The organism is Pantoea septica (genome assembly GCF_002095575.1).
In the GTDB taxonomy this organism is placed as follows: Bacteria; Pseudomonadota; Gammaproteobacteria; order Enterobacterales; family Enterobacteriaceae; genus Pantoea; species Pantoea septica.
In genome coordinates this window covers 58081-80781 of sequence record NZ_MLJJ01000002.1, presented here as the reverse complement: position 1 = coordinate 80781, position 22701 = coordinate 58081, and the positions used below count along the sequence as shown (strand labels likewise).

Sequence of the window (22701 nt, the reverse complement as noted above, 5' to 3'; positions counted from 1 at the left end):
CTTACCCTTGTTTTGCCTGTTTGCCGGAGGGGCTGAGAAAGCCCTCCAGCACCACTAACGCGGCGCCGATACAGATGCCGCAGTCAGCGATATTAAAGGTGGCGAAGTGCCAGTCACCGATATAGAAGTCGATAAAGTCGACGACGAATCCGTGATAAGCACGATCGAACAGGTTGCCCGCCGCGCCGCCGATAATCAGCGCGTAGGCGATATTAACGATTTTCTGGCTGGCGCGGCTGCGGTACATCATCACCAGCAGCGCCACCACAATAGCGATGGCGATGCCGGCGAAGAACCAGCGCTGCCAGCCGCCTTTATCCGCCAGGAAGCTGAACGCCGCGCCGTAGTTGTGCGCGTAGAACAGGTTGAGGAACGGCATCAGCGGCTGCGTTTCATGCAGCATCATGTTGTTCATCACCCACTGTTTGCTGACGAAATCGACCAGGATCACCGCCAGCACCAGCCATACCCAGCGTAAGCCGGTTGAGAGAATAGGTTTACGCATCAGGCAAATTTACGCTCTTCGCCGTTGCCGGCCAGGTTGGTGTAACAGCGTCCGCACACGGCAAGATGCTCCGCGTTCTGGCCGACGTCCGTAGTGTAGTGCCAGCAGCGCGGGCATTTCTCGCCTTCCGCTTTATGCAGCGCGATTTTCAGACCTTTTACCAGCTCGCTCTGCTGCGCCTCTTCGCTCGCCAGCGCGTAATCCGCCACCGTCGCGCCTGAGGTCAGCAGCACAAAGCGCAGCTCGTCGCCCAGCGCCTGCAGCTTCTCCGCCAGCGCCGCATCGGCATAGAGCGTCACGGTCGCTTCCAGCGCGCCGCCGATGCGCTTGTCGCTGCGCGCCTGTTCGATAGCCTTGTTGACTTCGCCGCGCACCTTCAGCAGCTCCGCCCAGTAGGCGTCGTTCAGCGCCTCGTCCTGCGACAGGCCGAACAGGCCGTCATACCACTCTTCGGTAAAGACGTACTGCGCGCGTTTGCCCGGCAGATAGCCCCAGATTTCGTCGGCGGTAAAGGACATGATCGGCGCCATCCAGCGCACCAGCGCCTCGGCGATATGCCACAGCGCGGTCTGGCAGCTGCGACGCGCCAGGCTGTCGCCCTTCGCGGTGTACTGGCGATCCTTGATGATATCCAGATAGAACGAGCCCATCTCCACCGAGCAGAACTGCATCAGGCGCTGGATAACCTCATGGAAATCGTAGTTGTCGTACGACGCGACGATATCCGCCTGCGCCGCCTGCGCGCGGCCGACCGCCCAGCGATCCACCACCACCATCTCTTCCGGCGCCACCCTATCGGTTTCCGGGTTGAAGCCGTTAAGGTTCGCCAGCAAGAAGCGCGCGGTGTTGCGGATACGACGATAGGCGTCGGCAGAGCGTTTGAGGATCTCGTCGGAAACCGCCATCTCGCCGGAGTAGTCGGTGGAGGCGACCCACAGACGCAGTATATCCGCGCCAAGTTTGTTCATTACGTCCTGCGGCGAAACGGTGTTGCCGATCGACTTGGACATCTTGCGGCCCTGACCATCCACGGTAAAGCCGTGGGTCAGCACCTGGCGATAAGGCGCTTTGCCCTTCATCGCGGTAGAGATCATCAGCGAAGACATAAACCAGCCGCGATGCTGGTCGGAGCCTTCCAGATACATATCGGCAGAGTGGCCGCCGAACTCCGGACGCGCGTCGACCACCGCATAGCTGGTGGAGCCGGAGTCGAACCAGACGTCGAGCGTATCCGGCACCTTCACATAGCTGTCGGCGTCGTCGCCCATCAGCTCGCGCGGATCGAGATCCCACCAGGCCTGAATGCCGTCCTGCTCGACGCGCTGCGCGACTTTCTCCATCAGCGCCAGCGTATCGGGATGCAGCTGCTCGGTCTCTTTATGCACGAACAGCGCCATCGGCACGCCCCAGGTGCGCTGGCGAGAGATGCACCAGTCCGGGCGATTGGCCACCATCGCTTCGATACGCGCCTGGCCCCAGTCCGGGATCCACTGCACGCCTTTGATCTCTTTCAGCGACTGCGCGCGCAGACCTTTCTGATCCATGCTGATGAACCACTGCGGCGTGGCGCGGAAGATGATCGGCGTTTTGTGACGCCAGCAGTGCGGGTAGCTGTGCAGCAGTTTTTCCACATGCAGCAGCGCGCCCTTCTCTTTCAGCAGCTCGACGATGACGTCGTTGGCTTTGAAGACGTTCAGGCCGTCGAGGGTCGGATAGGTGCCTGGCAGGTAGGTGCCGTCCGGTCCCACCGGGTTCGCCACTTCGATGCCATATTTCTGGCCGATGACATAGTCGTCCGGGCCGTGGCCCGGCGCGGTGTGCACGGCACCGGTACCGGCTTCGAGCGTAACGTGCTCACCCAGCACCACCGGCGACTGAATGTTCACCAGGAAAGGATGCTGGAAGGTCAGACGCTCCAGCGCCGCGCCTTTGCATTCGCCCAGCACGGTCCACTCGGCGACGCCAGCGCGCTTCAGCACGCTCTCAGCCAGCTCTTTAGCGAGGATCAGGGCGCGACCGTCGATCTGCACCAGCTGATAATCGAATTCCGGATGCAGCGAGATAGCGCGGTTGGCCGGCATGGTCCATGGCGTTGTGGTCCAGATCACCAGCGAAATCGGGCCGTTGACCGGCGCGTCGCCGAACTGCGCGCGCACCGCATCGCGGTCTACCGCGTTGAACATGACGTCGATAGACGGCGAAGTTTTGTCATAGTATTCGACTTCCGCTTCCGCCAGCGCCGAGCGGCAGTCCAGACACCAGTGCACCGGCTTCGCGCCTTTGTGCAGATGACCGTTGCCGATGATTTTACCCAGCGCGCGGATGATATTGGCTTCGGTCTGGAAGTTCATCGTCAGGTAGGGACGATCCCAGTCGCCCAGCACGCCGAGACGAATAAAGTCCGCCTTCTGCCCTTCCACCTGCTCGGCGGCGTATTTGCGGCACGCCTCGCGGAATTCCGCCGGCGTGACCTTCTCGCCCGGCTTGCCGATCATCTGCTCGACCTTATGCTCGATCGGCAGACCGTGACAGTCCCAGCCCGGCACATAAGGCGAATCGAAGCCCGCCATGCCTTTCGACTTAACGATAATGTCTTTCAGAATCTTGTTAACTGAGTGACCAATATGGATGCTGCCGTTGGCATAGGGAGGGCCGTCATGCAGGATAAAGGTTTTTTTCCCTTTTTTGGCTTCGCGGATGATGCCGTACAGGTTGTCATCATACCAGCGCTGCAGCATTCCCGGCTCGCGTTTGGCAAGATCGCCACGCATCGGGAACCCCGTTTCGGGCAAATTCAGGGTAGATTTATAGTCACTCATCAGATTCTCGTTTCCGTATTTTGCGGGGTTAAAGCCCAAAGAAGCGCCGGGCGGTTACCACATCTTTCGCAATTTGTTCTTTCAACGCCTCCAGTGAGGCAAAGCGCTGCTCGTTACGTATCTTATGCTTCAGCACCACATCAATGTGCTTTCCATACAGATTGATATTGATGTCAAGCAGGTGAACTTCAAGCTGCTGGCGCAATCCTTTTACCGTCGGTCGCGTGCCGATATTGGCGACGCCGGGAACGGGCGCGCCCAGGCCGAGCACTTCCACCGCATACACGCCTTTCACCGGCGAGACGATGCGGCGTAAAGGGAGATTCGCGGTAGGAAAACCGATGGTGCGTCCCAGTGCATCGCCGTGCACGACGCGGCCAGAGATACTGAAAGGATGGCCCAGCAGCGTTTGCGCCAGCGCTAAGTCGTCATCGGCCAGCGCCTGACGCACGGCGGTGCTGCTGATGCGCTTGCCGCCGTCGCAGAAGGTTTCGGTGCTGACGACGTCAAAGCCGTACTCGGCACCCGCCTTCTGTAATAACAGGAAATCGCCCTGACGACCAGCGCCAAAGCGGAAATCATCCCCCACCGCCAGGTACTTGACGCCTAGCTTATCCACCAGCAGATCGGTGATGAAACACTGCGCCGACTGCGCGGCGAAGCGGCGGTCAAAGCGCACGCAGAGCACGCGATCGACGCCCGCCTCCGCCAGGAACTTCAGCTTCTCCCGCAGGCGCGTCAGGCGCGCAGGCGCTTTGTCTCCGGCAAACAGCTCAAGCGGCTGCGGCTCGAACAGCATCACCATCACCGGAAGCTGGCGTTTTCGTCCCTCTTCACACAGGCGCGCCATCAGCGCCTGATGGCCGCGATGCACGCCGTCGAAGTTACCAATGGTCAGGACGCAGCCGCGATGCTGCTCGTTTAGATTATGAATACCGCGGATAAACTTCATGGCTGACTCAAACCGGTGGAAATCGGCGGATTATACCCTTGAAACCGGCTAAGGTTAACCCGTAGCCACACCTTTCCTGCGCAGAAGGCGCCATTTATCGGGGCCCACCGCATGCCGCCCGTTTATCCGAGAATTTTGTTGGGAAAGGCTGTATTCAACGAGGGGAAGCTGGTAGAATCTTGCGCCATCAATTACGTAACCGGGCGTGGTTTGTAAAACGACGCTTATTTGCACAAATCCATTGACAAAAGAAGGCTCAAAAGGCATAGTCCTCGGCCTTTGATTTGTCCATATAGAACACATTTGGGAGTTGGACCTTGGCTAATATCAAATCAGCTAAGAAACGCGCCGTAACATCTGAAAAACGTCGCAAGCATAACGCGAGCCGTCGTTCTATGATGCGTACTTTCGTTAAGAAAGTATACGCGGCGATCGCAGCTGGCGACAAAGCTGCTGCGCAGAACGCATTTAACGAAATGCAACCGATCGTGGACCGTCAGGCTGCTAAAGGTCTGATCCACAAAAACAAAGCTGCACGTCATAAAGCTAACCTGACTGCTCAGATCAACAAAATGGCGTAAGCCTTTGTTCATCGCTTTGTAAAAAGAACCGGCGCTAAGCCGGTTTTTTTTCGCCTTGATTAAACGTTCGCTTCCGGCAAGCATCTGACCTCGATGCTTGCCGGGAACGCTACAGTCAGGTCTCCGTCCGGTGCCTCAGACGCCGTCCCAGAATTACGTAGCCCGCCACCGCAGACAGAATCGACCCCAGCAGTATGCCCAGTTTCGCCAGCGTGATCAGCTGCGGATTACTCTCGCCGTAAGCCAGCGAGGCGATGAAAATCGACATGGTAAAGCCGATGCCGCACAGCACCCCGACCGCGGCGATATCCGCCAGGCGAGTATTTTGCGGCAGCGACGCCAGCCTGAACTTCACCGCCAGCCAGCAGAAAAGCGTAATGCCGAGCGGCTTGCCAAACAGCAGCCCCGCCACTATTCCCAGCGGCAGCAGCGAGAAGATATCCCCTGCGTGAATGCCGTCCAGCGATACGCCCGCGTTGGCGAAGGCGAACAGCGGCAGGACTAGCCAGCGTATCCAGGGATGCAGCGCATGCTCAAGATGAATCGCCGGAGAATGCCCCTCCTGCTTTTTCAGCGGGATCAGGAAGCCCACCACCACGCCCGCCAGCGTCGCGTGCACGCCCGATTTCAGCACCGCGGTCCAGAGCACCATGCCGACCAGCAGATAGAGCCCGGTGTTACGCACATTCAGCAGGTTCATCGCCGCCAGCGCTACAATTGCCATTGCGGCGACGCCCAGCGCCGTCATCGAGAGGTCGCTGGTATAGAAGAGCGCGATAATCACAATCGCGCCGAGGTCGTCGATAATCGCCAGCGCCATCAGGAAGATTTTCAGCGCTGGCGGCACGCGGCTGCCCAGCAGCGCGAGGATGCCCAGCGCGAAGGCGATATCGGTGGCGGTAGGAATGGCCCAGCCGCTGCGCGTAGCCGCATCGGCACCGTTAAAGGCCAGAAACAGCAGCCCCGGCATCAGCATGCCGCCCAGCGCGGCAATCAGCGGGAAAACCGCCTGCTCGCGCTTCGCCAGCGCGCCCATCACCATCTCGCGCTTGACCTCTAAACCCACCAGCAAAAAGAAGAGCGCCATCAGCGCGTCGTTGATCCACAGCAGCAGGTTCTTGCTGATATCAAGCGAGCCGAAGCGAAACTCGACCGGGATAGCCAGCAGATGTTGATAGGCCTGCTGCGTCCCGCCGTTATTCGCCAGGAACATCGCCAGCGCAGCCGCCAGAATAAGCACGATGCCGCTGGTGGCGTCATTCTGTAGCCATTTTTTAAGTTTAATATTCACACTATCTCCCGAGTCATTACCGGTGCTATTCCAGAGCAGCGGCTATTATAACGGTTAGCAAACCGTTGTTCGGTTTTAAAAGGCATATTTACGGAACTTTAAGCTCTATGTGGTGAAAAAAGCATAAAAAAAAGCCAGCGACTGAGCGCTGGCTTTATGCTTACCGGATACGGATTAGCGAGTTAAATCGTCAAAGAACTTCTTCACGCCGTCGAAAAAGCTTTTCGAACGCGGGCTGTTATTCTCGCCGGTCGGACCGCCGAAGCTCTCCTCCAGATCGCGCAGCAGCTTTTTCTGCTTCTCGTTCAGACTGACCGGGGTTTCCACCACAACGCGGCACAGCAGATCGCCGACCGCGCCGCCGCGCACCGATTTCACGCCTTTGCCGCGCATGCGGAACAGCTTGCCGGTCTGGGTTTCCGCCGGAACTTTCAGCTTCACGCGTCCATCCAGCGTCGGCACTTCGATCTCGCCGCCCAGCGCCGCCATAGCAAAGTTGATCGGCACTTCGCAGTAGAGGTTGTTATCTTCGCGCTCGAAGATCGGGTGCTTTTTCACCGATACCTGAACGTAGAGATCGCCAGCCGGCGCGCCCTGCTCGCCAGCTTCGCCTTCGCCGCTAAGACGAATGCGGTCGCCGGTATCGACGCCTGCGGGAATTTTCACCGACAGGGTTTTCGATTTCTCAACGCGTCCGTGACCATGACAGGCGATGCACGGATCTTTAATCACCGAGCCGCGACCGTGACAGGTCGGACAGGCCTGCTGCACGGTAAAGAAGCCCTGACGCATCTGCACCTGGCCTGCGCCGTGGCAGGTCGGACAGGTTTGCGGCTGAGAGCCCGCCTTCGCGCCGCTGCCGTGGCAGACGTCGCACTCCTGCAGCGTCGGGATGCGGATCTCTTTGGTCACGCCGCGCACCGCTTCTTCCAGCGTCAGCTCCATGTTGTAGCGTAAATCGGCGCCGCGCGCTGCGCGTTGACGACGACCGCCGCCAAAAATGTCGCCGAAGACGTCGCCAAAGATATCGCTGAAGTCCGCGCCGCCGCCGCCAAAGCCGCCGCCGAATCCACCGCCGCCCATGCCGCCCTGTTCAAAGGCCGCATGACCGTACTGATCGTATGCCGCACGCTTCTGCGCGTCGGTCAGGATTTCGTAGGCTTCCTTAGCCTCTTTGAATTTGGCTTCCGCTTCTTTGTCACCCGGATTACGGTCGGGGTGAAACTTCATCGCCAGGCGTTTATACGCCTTTTTAATTTCACGTTCGTCTGCGGATTTGGAGACGCCTAAAATCTCGTAGTAGTCACTCTTCGCCATTTTTAGCCCTTAACATGCTCGCACGGGCGTGGAGAGATCTCCTACGCCCGTGCTGGTTTCAACGGCTGTCAGGCCAACCGTCGCGCCCGGTCAGGGGCAATTATTTTTTGTTGTCTTTCACTTCTTCGAATTCAGCGTCGACCACGTCGTCGTCTTTCTTCGCAGAAGCGTCGGCTGCATCCGCGCCGCCTGCCTGCTGCTGCTGCGCCGCCTCCATCAGTTTGCTGGAGACCTGCATCAGCGCCTGCATTTTAGCGTCGATCGCCTCTTTGTCTTCGCCTTTCAGCGCGGTTTCCAGCTCGCTCAGCGCGGACTCGATTGGCGCTTTGTCGTCGGCGGAGAGCTTATCGCCCGCTTCTTCCAGCTGCTTACGGGTGCTGTGCGCAATCTGGTCGCCCTGGTTGCGCGTCTGCACCAGCTCTTCGAACTTACGATCCGATTCAGCGTTCGCTTCTGCATCGCGAACCATTTTTTCGATTTCGTCCTCGTTCAGACCGGAAGAGGCTTTGATGGTGATCTTCTGCTCTTTGCCGCTGTTCTTGTCCTTCGCTGAAACGTGCAGGATGCCGTCCGCATCGATATCGAAGGTGACTTCAATCTGCGGCATGCCGCGCGGTGCCGGCTGAATGCCGTCCAGATTGAACTGACCCAGCGATTTGTTATCGCTTGAACGCTTACGCTCGCCCTGCAGCACGTGAATGGTCACGGCAGACTGGTTGTCTTCAGCGGTTGAGAACACCTGGCTGTGCTTGGTCGGGATCGTGGTGTTCTTGCTGATCAGCGAGGTCATCACGCCACCCATAGTTTCGATACCCAGCGACAGCGGAGTCACGTCCAGCAGCAGCACGTCTTTTACGTCCCCTGCCAGCACGCCGCCCTGTACCGCAGCGCCGACGGCGACCGCTTCGTCCGGGTTAACGTCTTTACGCGGCTCTTTACCGAAGAACTCAGCCACTTTGGACTGCACCATCGGCATACGCGTCTGACCACCGACCAGGATCACGTCATTGATGTCAGAGACAGAGAGTCCCGCATCCTGCAGCGCGACTTTCAGCGGCTCGATAGAGCGGCTGACCAGATCTTCTACCAGCGACTCCAGCTTCGCGCGGGTCACTTTGATGTTCAGGTGTTTCGGACCGGTTGCGTCCGCCGTGATGTACGGCAGGTTAACGTCGGTCTGCTGCGCGGAAGAGAGCTCGATTTTCGCTTTCTCTGCCGCTTCTTTCAGACGCTGCATCGCCAGCGGATCGTTGTGCAGATCGATGCCCTGATCTTTCTTGAATTCGGCAACCAGATAGTTGATCAGACGGCTGTCGAAGTCTTCGCCGCCCAGGTGGGTGTCACCGTTGGTAGCCAGAACTTCAAAGGTTTTTTCACCGTCGACTTCGTCGATTTCGATAATAGAGATATCGAAGGTACCGCCGCCCAGGTCGTAAACCGCGATGGTGCGGTTGCCCTGGCCTTTATCCAGACCGTACGCCAGCGCGGCGGCAGTCGGTTCGTTGATAATGCGTTTTACTTCCAGACCTGCGATACGGCCGGCGTCTTTGGTCGCCTGACGCTGCGCATCGTTAAAGTAGGCCGGAACGGTGATAACGGCTTCGGTCACCGGTTCGCCGAGGTAGTCTTCAGCGGTCTTTTTCATTTTTTTCAGCACTTCCGCAGAGATCTGCGGCGGCGCCATTTTCTGACCTTTTACTTCCAGCCAGGCGTCGCCGTTGTCGGAAGAGGTGATTTTGTACGGCATGATTTTAATATCACGCTGCACTTCTTCGTCCTGGAAGCGACGGCCGATCAGACGCTTGATAGCGAACAGCGTATTCTGCGGGTTGGTCACCGCCTGACGTTTAGCCGGCTGGCCCACCAGAGTTTCGCCATCCTGCGTATAAGCAATAATTGAGGGCGTGGTGCGATCGCCTTCGGCATTCTCCAGCACGCGCGCTTTACCGCCGTCCATGATCGCAACACAAGAGTTGGTTGTACCCAGGTCAATACCAATAATCTTACCCATCTAAACGTCTCCCACTTAAATTCTTTGTCAATTTGGGTTGTGAACCCTTAATGCGGGCGCTTTGTTGGCTTTCAACCGCCATTACTCGCTTTTTTTCCCGGGCTCACAACGCTCGATGACAACTAAATGGGGCCGCTTCGAAGCGCATCAAGGGTTAAAAGAAAATTTTTTTTCGCCACTGGCCTGGCTGCGCCGTTCGCGCTTCGCGCTTTTGGCTGCGCAAAGAAAAAAGCCGCGCAAAGCGCGGCCTGTTGAACGGCATGTTGATTCAGTGCGGTGTGAAGCGTTCGGCCCAGCGAAGAAGCCGAAGAAATATATTATCGTTATTATTGCAAAACTAACTTGTTTTCACTTTTCCCTGATGTCGGCGAAGAATCGCGTTGCCATAGTCATCAAATAACTGGCCCTATCATAATATTAAGGGGCTTAAATCACAGGGGGTATATTATCTCTTGCGTCCGACCGAAGCTCATGGTAATAATGGAAATTCCGAGAATTTTACATCCCCTCAGCTCTTTTCAAGTTTTTATCCTATGGACATTATTATATGGAAATAAAGATAGGCCATATTGAGGATCGTCAGACTGAAGAATATATTATTCAACAGCTCTGGCAGCACAATAGCCGCTTCGCTGACGTTAATATGCAACCGCTCAACGTTATATTGTATGACGATGAACAGCATATTCAGGGCGGGCTGCTGGCGCACACCTGGTTCGGCACGCTGGATATTCACTATTTATGGATTGACGAGGCGCATCGCAAGCACGGCACCGGACGCGCGCTGATGCAGAAAGCCGAAGAGGAAGCGCGCCGTCGCGGCTGCCATATGGCGGTGGTGGATACCTTAAGCTTTCAGGCGCGCGGCTTCTACGAGAAGCTTGGTTATCGCGTCTACGGCGAACAGGATGGCTACGCGCAGCGCTTTGCCCGTTATTATCTGGCAAAAAGATTATAATCCGCATCTAATCAGCGAGGCGCTATGGGCAGCCCATATCGCAGTATCGACGATTTTCTTGCCGCCTTTGCTACCACCATGGATCTATTACCTACGCCATGGGGTTTTAAAGACGCGGCATCACAACATCTCTATATGAATAGCGCGGCGCGCTTATATACCGCTACGCCTAAAAACTATTCTTTAGAGGGTAAAAAAGATAATGAGTTTCCCACGTTCTGGAGCGATTGCGCCGATGAGTTTTGCGAGCACGACGAAAAAACCAGGACGCTGAAAGCGTGCGTTGCCGTTATAGAAACGCATTACTGGTATGGGAAAAACTATCTCACCCCTTTTATCAGCGAAAAATATCCGGTCTTTGATAGCCGTAACGTTTTCCTGGGCTGTATCTGGAACGCGCGTCCGGTAGAAAATATTACCGCGCTGACTTTTATTCATCCGCAAAAGAGCTCAGTGCTGAACACTCAGCTTGAACACCCTCTGTTTACGCCCGCCGAACTGGACGTGATTTTTCTGCTGCTCAGGCGATTCAGCGCCAAAGAGATCGCGCGGATTTACAACCTTAGCGTGAAAACCATCGGCAATCGCATCGCCTCCCTCTATCAAAAAGCGGGCGTGCATTCGCTGCAGCAGTTCGAGCAGTACTGCCGTGCTGAGTCGCTGGAGAACTATCTGCCAGAGAAGCTGCTCAGCAAAGGCGTCTCTTTTATTTAAACCGGCAAGGAATACCTGTTGTGAGTAAATTTGATGACTACCCGTTGAGCCGGGTGCCTGCGGGCGAAAGGCTCTCGCTGCTTAGCGTCGCTATCGTGCATATGGGCATGCTGACCGCGCTCGATCAGTTTATGCTCGGCGCCGTGCTCGGCAACAGCATGACGCTCGGCGAAGCCTTTACCGCCATTACCCTGGCGAGCCTGCTGTTTGGCTTGCTGACTTTCGCGCTCGGCTACGCCGGGATGCGCGAAGGTCTGTCGGGCAGCCTGCTGGCGCGCTGGTGCGGCTTCGGCCGCCACGGTTCGGTTCTGATCGGCCTGCTGGTCGCCGTCAGCCTGCTGGGCTGGTTTGGCATTCAGAATGCAGTTTTCGCCCGGTCGCTGAGCTACGCTTTGGACGGCAAGCTGAGCTTCGCGCAGTCCGCCTCCTTATCGGGCGCGGTGCTGACGTTGCTGGTGGCTTTTGGCTTTAAGGCGCTGCGCTTTACCGCGCGCGTGGCGGTTCCGCTGTTTATCGCGCTGGTCGGCTGGATCTTCTGGCACGCGTTTCACGGGCAGACGGGCAGCACTATTCCGCCGGTTGCGACCACAGAGGCCATTACCGTGAGCGCCGCCATTACCATGGTGATCGGCGGCGCCATTCTCGCCAGCCTGATGACGCCGGATCTGACGCGCTTCTCACGCAGCGGCAAAGACGTTTTCGCCATTACGATGCTGACCATTCTGGCAGGCGAGTATGGCGTTAACGGACTGGCCATTTTGATTGCGAAAGAGCTGCATACGTCTGACATCATCGCCATCATTACCCAGACGACCAGCACGCTGGGGCTGTTCGCGGTGGTTTTTTCGACCCTACGCATCAACGACCTCAACCTATACTCCTCCGCGCTAGGCATCGCCAACGCCACGGAAGGGCTGACCGGCTTTAAGCCGCGCTACAGCGTCATCACCCTGCTGCTGGGTTTTCTCGGCACGCTCTGCTCGGTGCTGGGCATTCTGGATCGCTTCGTCGATTTTCTGGAGTTGCTGGGCGTGATCTTCCCGCCGGTGCTGGGCGTGATGATTGTGGATTACTATCTGCTGAAGACCGATCGCCAGACGCTGGCGCAAAGCCGCGGCAGCAACACGCTGCCGGCGACGTCTCGGCTTATCGGCTGGCCTGCGCTGATCGCCAGCGTGGCAGGCAGCGCCACCGGACTGCTGGTTGAGCAAGGGGTGCCGGTTTTTAACTCGATTATCGTCGCCTGCCTTGTTTACCTGCTTACCGCGCCGCTGATGAAGCGCGCTGCGGCTACGCCGAAAGCGGCTGCGGTCGACTAATCCCTCCTGACGCGCCTGGCTACAGGCGCGTGTCACTCGCCAGCGCACCCTGCCGTTCGACACTATAAAGCCACACCCCGATCAGCAATCCGACCAGCGCCAGCGCCAGCACGTACCAGGCAGGCGCCAGCGGCGTCAGGCGCAGGATCAGCGTCACGAAGATGGGCGTTAGCCCGCCGAAAATGGCGTAGGCGACATTGTAGGAGAAAGAGATGCCGGTAAAGCGCACCGCCGCCGGAAAGGCGCGCACCATCAAAGAGGGCACTACGCCGACTACGCCGACGCTTAGCCCCGCCAGCCCGTAATTAAAGAAGAGTCCGTCAGCGTCCGGCGTCTGGCTGGCGAAAAAGTGCCAGCTGCAAACGGCCAGCAGCAGCGATCCGCCCATCAGGGTTTTCGCCGCCCCGATCCAGTCCACCAGCCAGCCAGCGATAACGCAGCCTGCCAGCAGCATCACCGTCGCCAGACAGTTAGCCTGCAAACTCAATGCGGCGCTAATAGCGTGTTGCTTTTGCATCAGCGCAGGCGCCATTAAAATCACTATCACGATACAGGCGGAGAGCAGCCAGGTCAGCAGCATAGAGAGCAGCACGCCGCTTTTGTGTTGGGTCAGCACGGTTTTTAACGGCAGCGTATCGGCCAGCGCTTTGCGCTGCTGCATCTGCTGAAAAACCGGCGTCTCATGTAGCCAGCGGCGTAGATACATCGCCAGCAGCCCGAATACCCCGCCAAGGAAGAAGGGAATGCGCCAGCCGATGCTGGCGACCGTCTGCGGCGTCATGCTGCTGTTGATGGCGGTTGCGACTAGCGATCCCAGCAGGATCCCTGCCGTGAGCCCGGCGGTCAGGGTGCCGCAGGCGAAACCGATGCGCTTTTCAGGCACATGCTCCGCCACAAACACCCAGGCCCCCGGCACTTCGCCGCCAATCGCCGCGCCCTGTAACAGGCGTAGCAGCAGCATCAGCAGCGGCGCGACGATGCCCGCCGTATCGTAGGTGGGCAGCACGCCCATCGCCAGCGTCGGCAGCGCCATCAGCAGGATGCTCAGGCTGAACATTTTTTTGCGACCCACCTTGTCGCCGAAATGCGCCATGATCAGGCCGCCGAGCGGGCGCGCCAGATAGCCGGCGGCGAAAATCGCAAAAGTTTGCAGCTGGCGCAGCCAGTCAGGGATATCAGGCGGGAAGAAGAGCTCGCCGATAACCGCGGCGAAAAAGACGAAAATGATAAAGTCGTAGAACTCCAGCGCGCCGCCGAGCGCGGCCAGCGACAGCGTTTTGTAATCCTGCCTTTTCAGGCGATGGGCAGCATGTGAATCCATAAGCGTAAAAGTTCCAGAGATAAAGGTGGATTTGTAAATTTACGCTTACTATACCGTCCATCTTTCACTACACCAGCGCTGCCAGAGGCTATGCCTGAAATGATAAATCTTTAGTTATTTATCTGCTTTATGGCGCTTTTAGGACGAAAAGCTGCTACCACGTCGCGATGCGTCTCGACGTAGGGCCCTTCCAGCAACTGTAAACAATAGGGTACAGCAGCGAAAATTCCCGGCACTTTCACCTTGCCGTCCGCCTCTTTCACGCCTTCCAGCGTCTCTTTAATCGACTTCGGCTGTCCCGGCAGGTTCAGCACCAGCGACTGTTTGCGGATCACCCCGACCTGGCGCGACAGAATAGCAGTAGGCACAAACTGCAGGCTAATCTGACGCATCTGTTCGCCGAAGCCGGGCATCTCGCGATCGGCCACCGCCAGCGTAGCGTCGGGCGTCACGTCGCGGCGCGCCGGACCGGTGCCGCCGGTGGTCAGCACCAGATGGCAGAAACGCTCGTCCACCAGCTCGCAGATCGCCTGTTCTATCAACGGCTGCTCATCCGGCACCAGCCGGGTTTCAGTAGTAAAAGGGGTCGCCAGCGCGCTGCTTAGCCAGGCTTCCAGCGCCGGGATGCCCTGATCCTGATAAATGCCGTTCGCGGCGCGATCGGAAACGGAGATCAGGCCAATGCGTAAAGTATCCATGATGTTATTACCCGGGTTGACCGCAAAGCGGTAAGACAAAGGAGGAATAGCAGGAAGGATAATAGAAAGTGAGGCAAAGAGAAAACCGTGGCGGTCAGGCCGCCACGGCAAGGGATTACAGCAGATCGGCGATCATTTTCTCAAGCTTGCCCTGGTCGACGGCGAAGTTGCGGATACCTTCCGCCAGTTTCGCGACCGCCATCGGATCCTGGTTGTGCTGCCACAGGAACTCAGATTCGGTCATCTTCGCCGGACGCGCTTTAACGTCACCGCTGTAGCTCAGCTTACGCTCAACCGTGCCTTCGCTCTCCGCCAGCTCTTTCAGCAGCGCTGGAGAGATGGTCAAACGATCGCAGCCCGCCAGTTCCAGGATCTCGCCGACATTACGGAAGCTCGCGCCCATCACCACGGTTTCATAACCGTGCTGCTTGTAGTAGCTGTAGATTTCAGAAACCGACACCACGCCCGGATCTTCGTGCGGCGCGTACTCTTTCTTGTCGGTGTTGTTTTTGTACCAGTCGAGGATACGGCCCACGAACGGCGAAATCAGGAACACGCCCGCTTCAGCGCAGGCGCGCGCCTGTGCGAAGGAGAAGAGCAGCGTCAGGTTACAGTTGATGCCCTCTTTTTCCAGCTGCTCCGCCGCGCGGATGCCCTGCCAGGTCGACGCCAGCTTGATCAGGATACGGTCGTTGCTGATGCCCGCGTCGTTGTAGAGTTTGATCAGGCTGCGCGCTTTGGCGATGCTGCCTTCGGTGTCATAGGAGAGACGCGCGTCGACTTCGGTCGAGATGCGTCCCGGAATCAGCTTGAGGATTTCCAGACCAATGTTGACGGCCAGTTTGTCCGACACCAGCGAGATCAGCTCATCTTTGCTGCCGTTCTGCTCGCGCGCCCAGCTAATCGCTTCGTCGATCAGCTTGCGGTATTCAGGGATCTGCGCGGCGTTCAGGATCAGAGAAGGGTTGGTGGTGGCGTCTTGCGGCTGATAGAGCTTCATGGCTGCGATATCGCCGGTGTCGGCGACAACGGTGGTGAGTTGACGCAAGGAGGTCAGTTTGTCCGTCATGTCGGTTGTCTCTTATGTAATGTCAGGGTGAAAAAGGCTGTTGCGATAATATCATGCAGCAACCGAGGCGCAAGGTCGCCAAATGCCGTTTACGATAGCGCGAACGAATGGCTGCGATTTGCCTGTCGCTGCGGCTTTTTTGTTACACTCGGCGGCCTGACAAGTGACATTTCCCTGTAGCGACAAAGGATAACCGAGGAAGCGACTATGTTAATGGTGATCTCACCCGCCAAAACGCTCGATTTTAGCAGCCCGCTGGCGACCCAACGCTATACCCAGCCTGCCCTGTTAGAAAAATCACAACAGCTGATTGAGGTGGCGCGCGATCTCTCACCGGCGCAGATCGCTTCGCTTATGGGCATCAGCGACAAGCTGGCGCACCTGAATGCCGAACGCTTCAACAGCTGGCAGCCCGACTTTACGCCGGAGAATGCGCGCCAGGCGATTCTGGCGTTTAAAGGCGACGTCTACACCGGCCTGCAGGCGGAGAGCTTCAGCGAAGCGGATTTCGACTTCGCCCAGCAGCATCTGCGCATGCTCTCCGGCCTATACGGCGTGCTGCGTCCGCTCGACCTGATGCAGCCCTATCGTCTTGAGATGGGCATTAAGCTGGCCAGCCCGGCAGGTAAAGATCTCTACAGCTTCTGGGGCGATCTGCTGACGCAGCATATCAACGCCGCGCTGCAGGAACAGGGCGACGAGGTGCTGATTAACCTGGCGTCGGACGAGTATTTCCGGGCGATTAAGCCGAAGCAGCTGCAAGGCCGCCTGGTGAAACCGGTGTTCCTCGATGAAAAGAACGGCGCGTTCAAGGTGATCAGCTTTTACGCTAAAAAAGCGCGCGGCCTGATGAGCCGCTACGTCATTCAGCATCGCCTGCGCGACCCCGAGGCGCTGAAGCAGTTCGATGTGGACGGCTACTTCTTCGATAAGGCGAGCAGCAGCGAAAGCGAGCTGGTGTTTAAGCGTTACGAGCAGAAATGAAAAAAAGGGCGCCTGACTGGCGCCCTTTTTACAGGCTTTACAGGCGCCGGTCATCAGGCCTTAAGTAAAAAGGCGCGCAGCGGCGCGAAATCAGCCTGCATCGCGTGCGACAGCAGCGGCAGGCCGGCGCGATCCGCCAGCGCCTGCGGCAGCGGCAGCGCCTGGCCGAGAATCGCTTCGACGCTCTCTTTGAATTTCGCCGGGTGCGCCGTGCCGAGGAACAGGCCGAACTCCCCTTCCTGCAGCCGATCGCGCAGCAGACGATAAGCGATCGCCGCATGGGGCTCAGAGATATAGCCGATATCAGCCAGCTCGCGCATCGACGCCTCGGTGGTTTCATCGCTCACTGCGCCGTAGGCGAGATCGGTCAGGCGCCAGGTTTTACGACGGAACAGCTCTTCTACGCGCGGCCAGTTATTCGGCTGGCTGACGTCCATGGCGTTCGACAGCGTGGCGACCGTGGCGTTTGGCGTCCAGCTGCCGCCCTGCAGGAAGCGCGGCACGGTATCGTTGGCGTTGGTGGCGGCGATAAAGCGCTTGATCGGCAGGCCGAGCGATTTCGCCAGCAGGCCGGCGGTAAGATCGCCGAAGTTGCCGCTCGGCACCGAGACCACCAGCTGGTTGCGTTTCTCCTGCGGCAGCTGCGCCACCGCTTCGAAGTAGTAGCAGATCTGCGCCAGCAGGCGGCTGATGTTGATGGAGTTCGCGGAGTTCAGGCCGATCGCCTTTTTCAGCTCCTCGTCGTCGAACGCCTGCTTCACCAGCGCCTGACAGGCGTCGAAGTCGCCGTCGATAGCGATGGTTTCAATGTTGCCGCCCAGCGTGCAGAACAGCTTCTCCTGCAGCGGGCTGATTTTGCCCTGCGGGTAGAGAATAACGACGCGAACGTTCTCCATGCCGTAAAAGGCGTGCGCCACGGCCGCGCCGGTGTCGCCGGAGGTCGCGGTCAGGATAGTGATCTGCTCGTCCGCCCCTGAGACGTAAGAGAGCATCTGGGCCATAAAACGGCCGCCGAAATCTTTAAACGCCAGCGTCGGGCCGTGGAACAGCTCCAGACAGGAGATATCCTCACTGACTTTCGCCACCGGCGCGGGAAACGCAAAGGCGGTTTTAACGCGTTCGGCCAGCTGATGCGGCGCGATTTCGTCGCCGATATAGGCAGAAAGAATTTTGCTGCTGCGGCTGACGAAATCCATCTCCAGCATCGCGTCGATGTCGGTCAGCTCGAATTCCGGCAGTTCAAGCGGGAAGAACAGCCCCTGCTGCGATCCCAGGCCCTGTTTTACCGCCTGCGCAAAGCTCACCTGCTCGTTATGATCCTTAAGGTTATAGAGTTTCATGCGTTATCCCAGTTTACGTGCGCCAGCCGTATCAAGACGGCAAATATGGACGAAGCCTTCATCATTCTGCAGATAGTGCTGGCGCAGCCAGTCCGCCATCCGCTGCGCCGTTTCCATTTGATTGCAAACGGCGAAAAGCGTCGGGCCGGAACCCGAAATGCCGCACGCCAGCGCGCCGATGTCGACGGCGGCCTGACGCGCCTCGGCAAAGCCCGGCAGCAGTTTGGTGCGGTAAGGTTCGGCGATCACATCCTGCATCAGTTTAGCGGCCAGCAGCGGCTGACCGCTATGACAGGCGTGAATAAAGCCCGCCAGCAGACGGCCGTGTTTGATCACATCCTCTTTGCGATACTGCGCGGGCAGAATGGCGCGCGCTTCGGCAGTGGAGACTTTAATGCCCGGATAGGCCATCACCCACAGCCAGTCGTCGAAGCCCGGCACCGCCTGGCTGATGATGCCGTTCTCTTCCAGCATCAGCTGGATGCCGCCGAGGAAGCACGGCGCGACGTTGTCATAGTGCACGCTGCCGGAAATGCGCCCTTCCAGCTCGCCCATCAGCGTCAGCAGCTGAGTATCGCTGAGCGGCTTGCCGCAAAACTCGTTCATCGCCATTAGGCCGGCCACCACCGAGCAGGCGCTGGAGCCGAGGCCGGAGCCGATCGGCATATTTTTCTCCAGCGTCATCGCCACCGGCACCTCTTCGCCGAGCGCTTCGCAAAAGCGCTGCCAGCACTGATAGACGATATTCTCTTTGGGATCGTCCGGCAGCTTGCTGACAAAGCGTCCGCTGTTCTGCAACGAAAAGCGCGGCGCCGCTTCTACCGTGACGCAGTCGCCCAGCAGCACGCCGTCCACCGGCGACACCGCCGCGCCCAGCACGTCAAAGCCGACGCTGACGTTGCCAATCGAGGCCGGTGCGTAAATTTTTACCATCATCAAACTCCCAACTTCCACGACAGGGTGCGCAGCAGATCGGCGAAGACGCCCGCCGCCGTCACATCATTTCCCGCGCCGTATCCGCGCAGCACCAGCGGGATCGGCTGATAATAACGGCTGTAAAACGCCAGGGCGTTCTCGCCGTTTTTCACTTTATAGAGCGGATCGTTGCTGTCGACCGCGTCAATCTTCACTTTGCAGACGCCGCCCTCTTCAATCGCGCCGACGAAGCGTAACACTTTTCCTTCGTCACGCGCTGCGGCGACGCGCGCGGCGAAGGCGCTGTCCAGCTCCGGCAGTCGCTGCATAAAGGTTTCGACGTCGGCGATTTCGTTCAGGCTGGCGGGCAGCAGCGGCTCGATCTCGATATCGCTCAGCTCCAGCTTGTGGCCCGCTTCGCGCGCCAGGATCAGCAGCTTACGCGCCACATCCATGCCTGAGAGGTCGTCGCGCGGATCGGGCTCGGTAAAGCCCATTTCGCGCGCCAGCTTCGTCGCTGCAGAGAGCGACACGCCCTCGTCCAGCTTGCCGAAAATAAAGGAGAGCGAACCAGAGAGGATACCGGAAAACTTAATCAGCTCGTCGCCGGCATTTAACAGATTTTGCAGGTTTTCAATCACCGGCAGTCCCGCGCCGACGTTGGTGTCGTAGAGGAATTTGCGGCGCGATTTCGCGGCGGCGGCGCGCATCTGCTGGTAATAGTTCCAGGAAGAGGTGTTGGCCTTTTTGTTCGGCGTAACCACGTGGAAACCGTCGCCGAGGAAGTCGGCATAGAGATCGGCCACCGCCTGGCTGGAGGTGCAGTCGACGATTACCGGGTTAAGCAAGTGATACTCTTTCACCAGTCGTGTAAGGCGTTCAGGATTAAACGGCTCTTTAGCTTCGCTCAGCGCGCCTTTCCAGTCGCTCAGGTCGATGCCGTGCACGTTGGTCAGCAGCGCGCGCGAGTTGGCGATGCCGCAGACGCGCAGATCGATATGCTTCTGTTTCAGCCACGCCTGCTGGCGATAGAGCTGATCCAGCAGCGCGCCGCCGACGCCGCCGACGCCTATCACAAAGACTTCGATAACCTGATCGGTGGCGAACAGCATCTGGTGCACCACGCGTACGCCGGTGGTAGCGTCGTCGTTGCTTACCACCACCGAGATTGAGCGCTCTGACGAGCCCTGCGCGATGGCGACGATATTAATGTTGGCGCGCGCCAGCGCGGAGAAGAATTTAGCGGAGATGCCGCGCAAGGTACGCATCCCGTCGCCGACCACGGAGATCACCGCCAGCTGTTCCATCACCCCCAGCGGATCGAGCAGGCCATCTTTCAGCTCCAGATAGAACTCCTCTTCCAGCACGCGGCGCGCCCGCGCCTGCTCGTTTTGGGGCACGCAAAAGCTGATGCTGTATTCAGAAGAGGACTGGGTAATCAGCACCACCGAAATGCCGGTGCGCGACATGGCGGCGAAAACGCGCGCCGCCATGCCGACCATGCCCTTCATGCCCGGTCCGGAGACGTTGAACATCGCCATGTTATTCAGATTGGTGATGCCCTTGACCGGATTCTCGTCCTGCTCTCCTTCGCCCCCGATCAGGGTGCCGGGCGCCTGCGGATTGGCGGTGTTTTTGATCAGGCACGGAATCTGGAACTGCGCGATAGGGGCGATGGTGCGCGGATGCAGCACTTTCGCGCCGAAATAGGAGAGCTCCATCGCCTCCTGGTAAGACATCGACTTCAGCAGGCGCGCGTCGGGCACCTGACGCGGATCGCAGGTGTAGACGCCATCTACGTCGGTCCAGATTTCACAGCAGTCGGCGCGCAGACAGGCGGCCAGCACCGCGGCGGAGTAGTCAGAGCCGTTGCGCCCCAGCACCACCAGTTCGCCCTTCTCGTTGCCAGCGGTAAAGCCGGCCATCAGGATCATATTTTGCGGCGGGATCTGGCTGGCGGCGATGCGGCGCGTCGACTCAGCGATATCGACGGTAGATTCGAGATAGTGGCCGACGGCCAGCAGCTTCTCCACCGGATCGATCACCGTGACGCCGTGGCCGCGCGCCAGCAGCAGCGCCTCCATAATGGCGATTGAGAGCTTTTCGCCGCGGCAGATAATGGCGGCGTTGACGCTGTCGGGACACTGCCCCAGCAGGCTGATGCCGTGCAGCACCTGTTTCAGCTGAGCGAACTCCAGGTCGACGCGGGTTTTCTGCGCGTCATAGTCGAAGCCCGGCTGCTGCGTCGCCAGCCCCTGCAGCAGCTCGTCGAAAATACGCTCGGCGTCGCTGATGTTGGGCAACGCGTCCTGGCCGCTGATGGTCTTCTCGATCATCGCCACCAGATGGTTGGTAATTTTCGCAGGTGCAGAGAGTACGGTGGCAACCTGTCCCTGCTGCGCATTACTTTCCAGAATGTCAGCGACGCGAAGAAAACGTTCCGCGTTCGCTACCGAGGTCCCACCGAATTTCAGCACTCGCATGTTAAAGCTCTCCTGAATTTTTGCCGAAAAAAAAAGCCCGCACTGTTGAGGTGCGGGCTTTTTTCTGTTTTTCCTGTATGCGTCAGCCCGCACCGTTACCTGTGGTAATGGTGGTTGTAATAATGGTGATGTTCAGGCTGGTTGAGTTACGCATTGAGATTTTTTCTGTCTGTCTTTTAGAGTCTGTCTGCCTTCCAGAAGTAAAGCAAAGCGCCGATCAAGTCAACGAATTTGTCCAGCGGCCATTTTTTCGCCGCTGCGCACTGCTGCCTGCCGGGCCGGAAAATGCCTGCAGAATCGTTTGCCTGCTGCGCGCTTTTTGCGATCAGCCGCTGTGAAAGGCGCTTTTTCAGGAAGATTTATCTATAAGTTTTTTTTCTACATCATGCAGGAGACGATGCAGCATAGCGCTGTCGCGCTGCTCCAGCATGCCGATACGCTGATCGATCCAGTCGGCCATTTTGCGATCGTCGCTCACCTCAAGCGTCTGGAGCAGCCGTTCAAAACGGTGGCGCAGCGCCTCCAGCTGCTGCGCGTCCGCCTGTTGCGCCGCGGGCGGCGCCACGCGATTAAGCGCGGAGAGCTGATAGCAGTACACCATGACCGCCTGACCGAGGTTGAGCGAAGGATAATCCTGCGCCATCGGAATGCCGGTCAGCAGATCGACCTGATCCAGCTCTTCATTGGTCAGCCCGCTATCCTCGCGCCCAAAGACCAGCGCCATGCTTTTCACCCACTGACGCTTCTCCAGCAGCTGCGCTTCGACCTGCTGCGGCGTGGCGTAGTAGCGAAATTTAGCGCGGCTGCGCGCCGTGGTGGCGACGGAGAAGTCGATATCGGCCAGCGCGTCGCTCAGGGCGTCGAAGGTGCGCAGATTATCGAGGATCTCGCCCGCGCCGTGCGCGACACGGCGCGCAGCAGGATCTTGCCAGGCGTCGCTGGCGACGATGCGCAGCTCGTTAAAGCCCATGGTTTTCATCGCCCGCGCCGCTGCGCCAATATTTTCCGCCCGGGCGGGCGAAACCAGAATAAGGGGGAAACGCATGATTATTCCATTTTTGTTTAGAAATCGCGCCGTATAGTAGCACGTGCCGTTGTTAAAGACGGAATGTCGCATGTTCGGAAAATAATTTGTTAACGATGTTAAAATCTAATAAACACCCCTGTCAGCCAGCAAAGCGACCTGAATCGGCAATAATTAAAATTAAAAGCTGAAAAATGTTTTTAATCAATTAAATAAGCGGAAGGTTGCGGCAATTATCATTTGCGTATACATAATGTGAATATGTAGCAAAATTGATATTTTTTGTGAGCTAAGCTTGCATTATAAGAGAAGTTTTTCACATAAGTGTTAACGTGCTACAATTGCATTTGATATAAGTCAACGAAGCGTTGTTTTTATGCTTATCGGTTGTTGTTGTTGC

General features: G+C 58.1%; 20 protein-coding genes and 1 other annotated feature. Of the genes, 7 read left to right on the top strand and 13 right to left on the bottom strand.

The window, feature by feature from the left end; genetic code table 11:
• Position 1 precedes the first annotated feature (1 nt).
• From lspA to ribF, 3 genes are read right to left on the bottom strand one after another with little or no spacing between them, the layout of a single operon-like run.
• Positions 2–505, bottom strand: coding sequence for a signal peptidase II (gene lspA / locus HA46_RS01525; RefSeq protein WP_033793450.1), 504 nt, complete (start codon positions 503–505; stop codon positions 2–4).
• The gene (ileS, locus tag HA46_RS01520) at positions 505–3324 is read right to left on the bottom strand and encodes an isoleucine--tRNA ligase (RefSeq protein WP_084882022.1); all 2820 of its coding nucleotides are present in this window, start codon (positions 3322–3324) and stop codon (positions 505–507) included. Before ileS ends, lspA begins: the two co-directional genes overlap by 1 nt.
• A 28-nt stretch (positions 3325–3352) precedes the next feature.
• On the bottom strand, positions 3353–4276 hold the full coding sequence (gene ribF, locus HA46_RS01515; protein WP_033749435.1) for a bifunctional riboflavin kinase/FAD synthetase: 924 nt from the start codon (positions 4274–4276) through the stop codon (positions 3353–3355).
• 317 nt (positions 4277–4593) lie between these two features.
• Here ribF and rpsT point away from each other — a divergent pair, with 317 nt between their 5' ends.
• The gene (gene rpsT / locus HA46_RS01505; protein ID WP_033749434.1) at positions 4594–4857 is read left to right on the top strand and encodes a 30S ribosomal protein S20; all 264 of its coding nucleotides are present in this window, start codon (positions 4594–4596) and stop codon (positions 4855–4857) included.
• A gap of 115 nt (positions 4858–4972) precedes the next feature.
• Here the strand turns inward: rpsT and nhaA are convergent, their stop codons facing one another.
• The 3 genes from nhaA to dnaK form a co-directional block, all read right to left on the bottom strand.
• On the bottom strand, positions 4973–6148 hold the full coding sequence (nhaA, locus tag HA46_RS01500; RefSeq protein ID WP_084881970.1) for a Na+/H+ antiporter NhaA: 1176 nt from the start codon (positions 6146–6148) through the stop codon (positions 4973–4975).
• 174 nt (positions 6149–6322) lie between these two features.
• Positions 6323–7465, bottom strand: a complete 1143-nt coding sequence (gene dnaJ / locus HA46_RS01495; RefSeq protein WP_084881969.1) for a molecular chaperone DnaJ — start codon at positions 7463–7465, stop codon at positions 6323–6325.
• A 100-nt stretch (positions 7466–7565) separates the two neighbouring features.
• Positions 7566–9476, bottom strand: a complete 1911-nt coding sequence (gene dnaK / locus HA46_RS01490) for a molecular chaperone DnaK (protein ID WP_033793446.1) — start codon at positions 9474–9476, stop codon at positions 7566–7568.
• A 64-nt stretch (positions 9477–9540) separates the two neighbouring features.
• On the opposite strand from dnaK, the gene HA46_RS20660 reads away from it, so the two are divergent.
• The 4 genes from HA46_RS20660 (at position 9541) to HA46_RS01475 (ending at position 12467) form a co-directional block, all read left to right on the top strand.
• Positions 9541–9876, top strand: coding sequence for a hypothetical protein (locus tag HA46_RS20660; protein ID WP_143807565.1), 336 nt, complete (start codon positions 9541–9543; stop codon positions 9874–9876).
• 147 nt (positions 9877–10023) lie between these two features.
• Positions 10024–10434, top strand: coding sequence for a GNAT family N-acetyltransferase (locus HA46_RS01485; protein ID WP_084881968.1), 411 nt, complete (start codon positions 10024–10026; stop codon positions 10432–10434).
• Positions 10435–10458: 24 nt separating this feature from the next.
• Positions 10459–11148: a helix-turn-helix transcriptional regulator gene (locus HA46_RS01480; RefSeq protein WP_033793443.1), complete on the top strand. Its 690-nt coding sequence runs from the start codon at positions 10459–10461 to the stop codon at positions 11146–11148.
• Between the two features lie 20 nt (positions 11149–11168).
• Positions 11169–12467, top strand: a complete 1299-nt coding sequence (locus HA46_RS01475) for a cytosine permease (RefSeq protein WP_084881967.1) — start codon at positions 11169–11171, stop codon at positions 12465–12467.
• A 19-nt stretch (positions 12468–12486) separates the two neighbouring features.
• Here HA46_RS01475 and HA46_RS01470 read toward each other — a convergent pair whose 3' ends face one another.
• From HA46_RS01470 to tal, 3 genes are all read right to left on the bottom strand, one after another.
• Positions 12487–13788 (bottom strand): MFS transporter, encoded by a 1302-nt coding sequence (locus HA46_RS01470; RefSeq protein ID WP_084881966.1) that lies wholly within the window; start codon positions 13786–13788, stop codon positions 12487–12489.
• A gap of 110 nt (positions 13789–13898) precedes the next feature.
• Positions 13899–14486, bottom strand: coding sequence for a molybdopterin adenylyltransferase (mog, locus tag HA46_RS01465; protein WP_033749422.1), 588 nt, complete (start codon positions 14484–14486; stop codon positions 13899–13901).
• 115 nt (positions 14487–14601) lie between these two features.
• A complete protein-coding gene (gene tal / locus HA46_RS01460; RefSeq protein WP_033749420.1) occupies positions 14602–15555 on the bottom strand; it encodes a transaldolase in 954 nt (317 codons plus the stop codon).
• 207 nt (positions 15556–15762) lie between these two features.
• Between tal and yaaA the strand changes: the two genes are divergently transcribed.
• Positions 15763–16539 carry a peroxide stress protein YaaA gene (gene yaaA / locus HA46_RS01455; RefSeq protein ID WP_084881965.1) on the top strand — a complete coding sequence of 259 codons (777 nt, stop codon included), beginning with the start codon at positions 15763–15765 and terminating at the stop codon, positions 16537–16539.
• Positions 16540–16592: 53 nt separating this feature from the next.
• Here the strand turns inward: yaaA and thrC are convergent, their stop codons facing one another.
• From thrC to thrA, 3 genes are read right to left on the bottom strand one after another with little or no spacing between them, the layout of a single operon-like run.
• Positions 16593–17879, bottom strand: a complete 1287-nt coding sequence (gene thrC / locus HA46_RS01450) for a threonine synthase (protein ID WP_084881964.1) — start codon at positions 17877–17879, stop codon at positions 16593–16595.
• A 3-nt stretch (positions 17880–17882) separates the two neighbouring features.
• Positions 17883–18812, bottom strand: coding sequence for a homoserine kinase (gene thrB, locus HA46_RS01445; RefSeq protein ID WP_033793601.1), 930 nt, complete (start codon positions 18810–18812; stop codon positions 17883–17885).
• A 2-nt stretch (positions 18813–18814) separates the two neighbouring features.
• Complete coding sequence (thrA, locus tag HA46_RS01440; protein ID WP_084881963.1) at positions 18815–21277, bottom strand: bifunctional aspartate kinase/homoserine dehydrogenase I; 2463 nt, start codon at positions 21275–21277, stop codon at positions 18815–18817.
• A gap of 20 nt (positions 21278–21297) precedes the next feature.
• Between thrA and HA46_RS21245 the strand changes: the two genes are divergently transcribed.
• Positions 21298–21615, top strand: a complete 318-nt coding sequence (locus HA46_RS21245) for a hypothetical protein (protein ID WP_244277489.1) — start codon at positions 21298–21300, stop codon at positions 21613–21615.
• Positions 21304–21421 (bottom strand) — a sequence feature (Thr leader region). (Overlaps the previous gene by 118 nt.)
• Before the next feature lie 11 nt (positions 21616–21626).
• Here the strand turns inward: HA46_RS21245 and HA46_RS01430 are convergent.
• Positions 21627–22322, bottom strand: coding sequence for a tRNA/rRNA methyltransferase (locus HA46_RS01430; protein ID WP_084881962.1), 696 nt, complete (start codon positions 22320–22322; stop codon positions 21627–21629).
• Positions 22323–22701 lie beyond the last annotated feature (379 nt).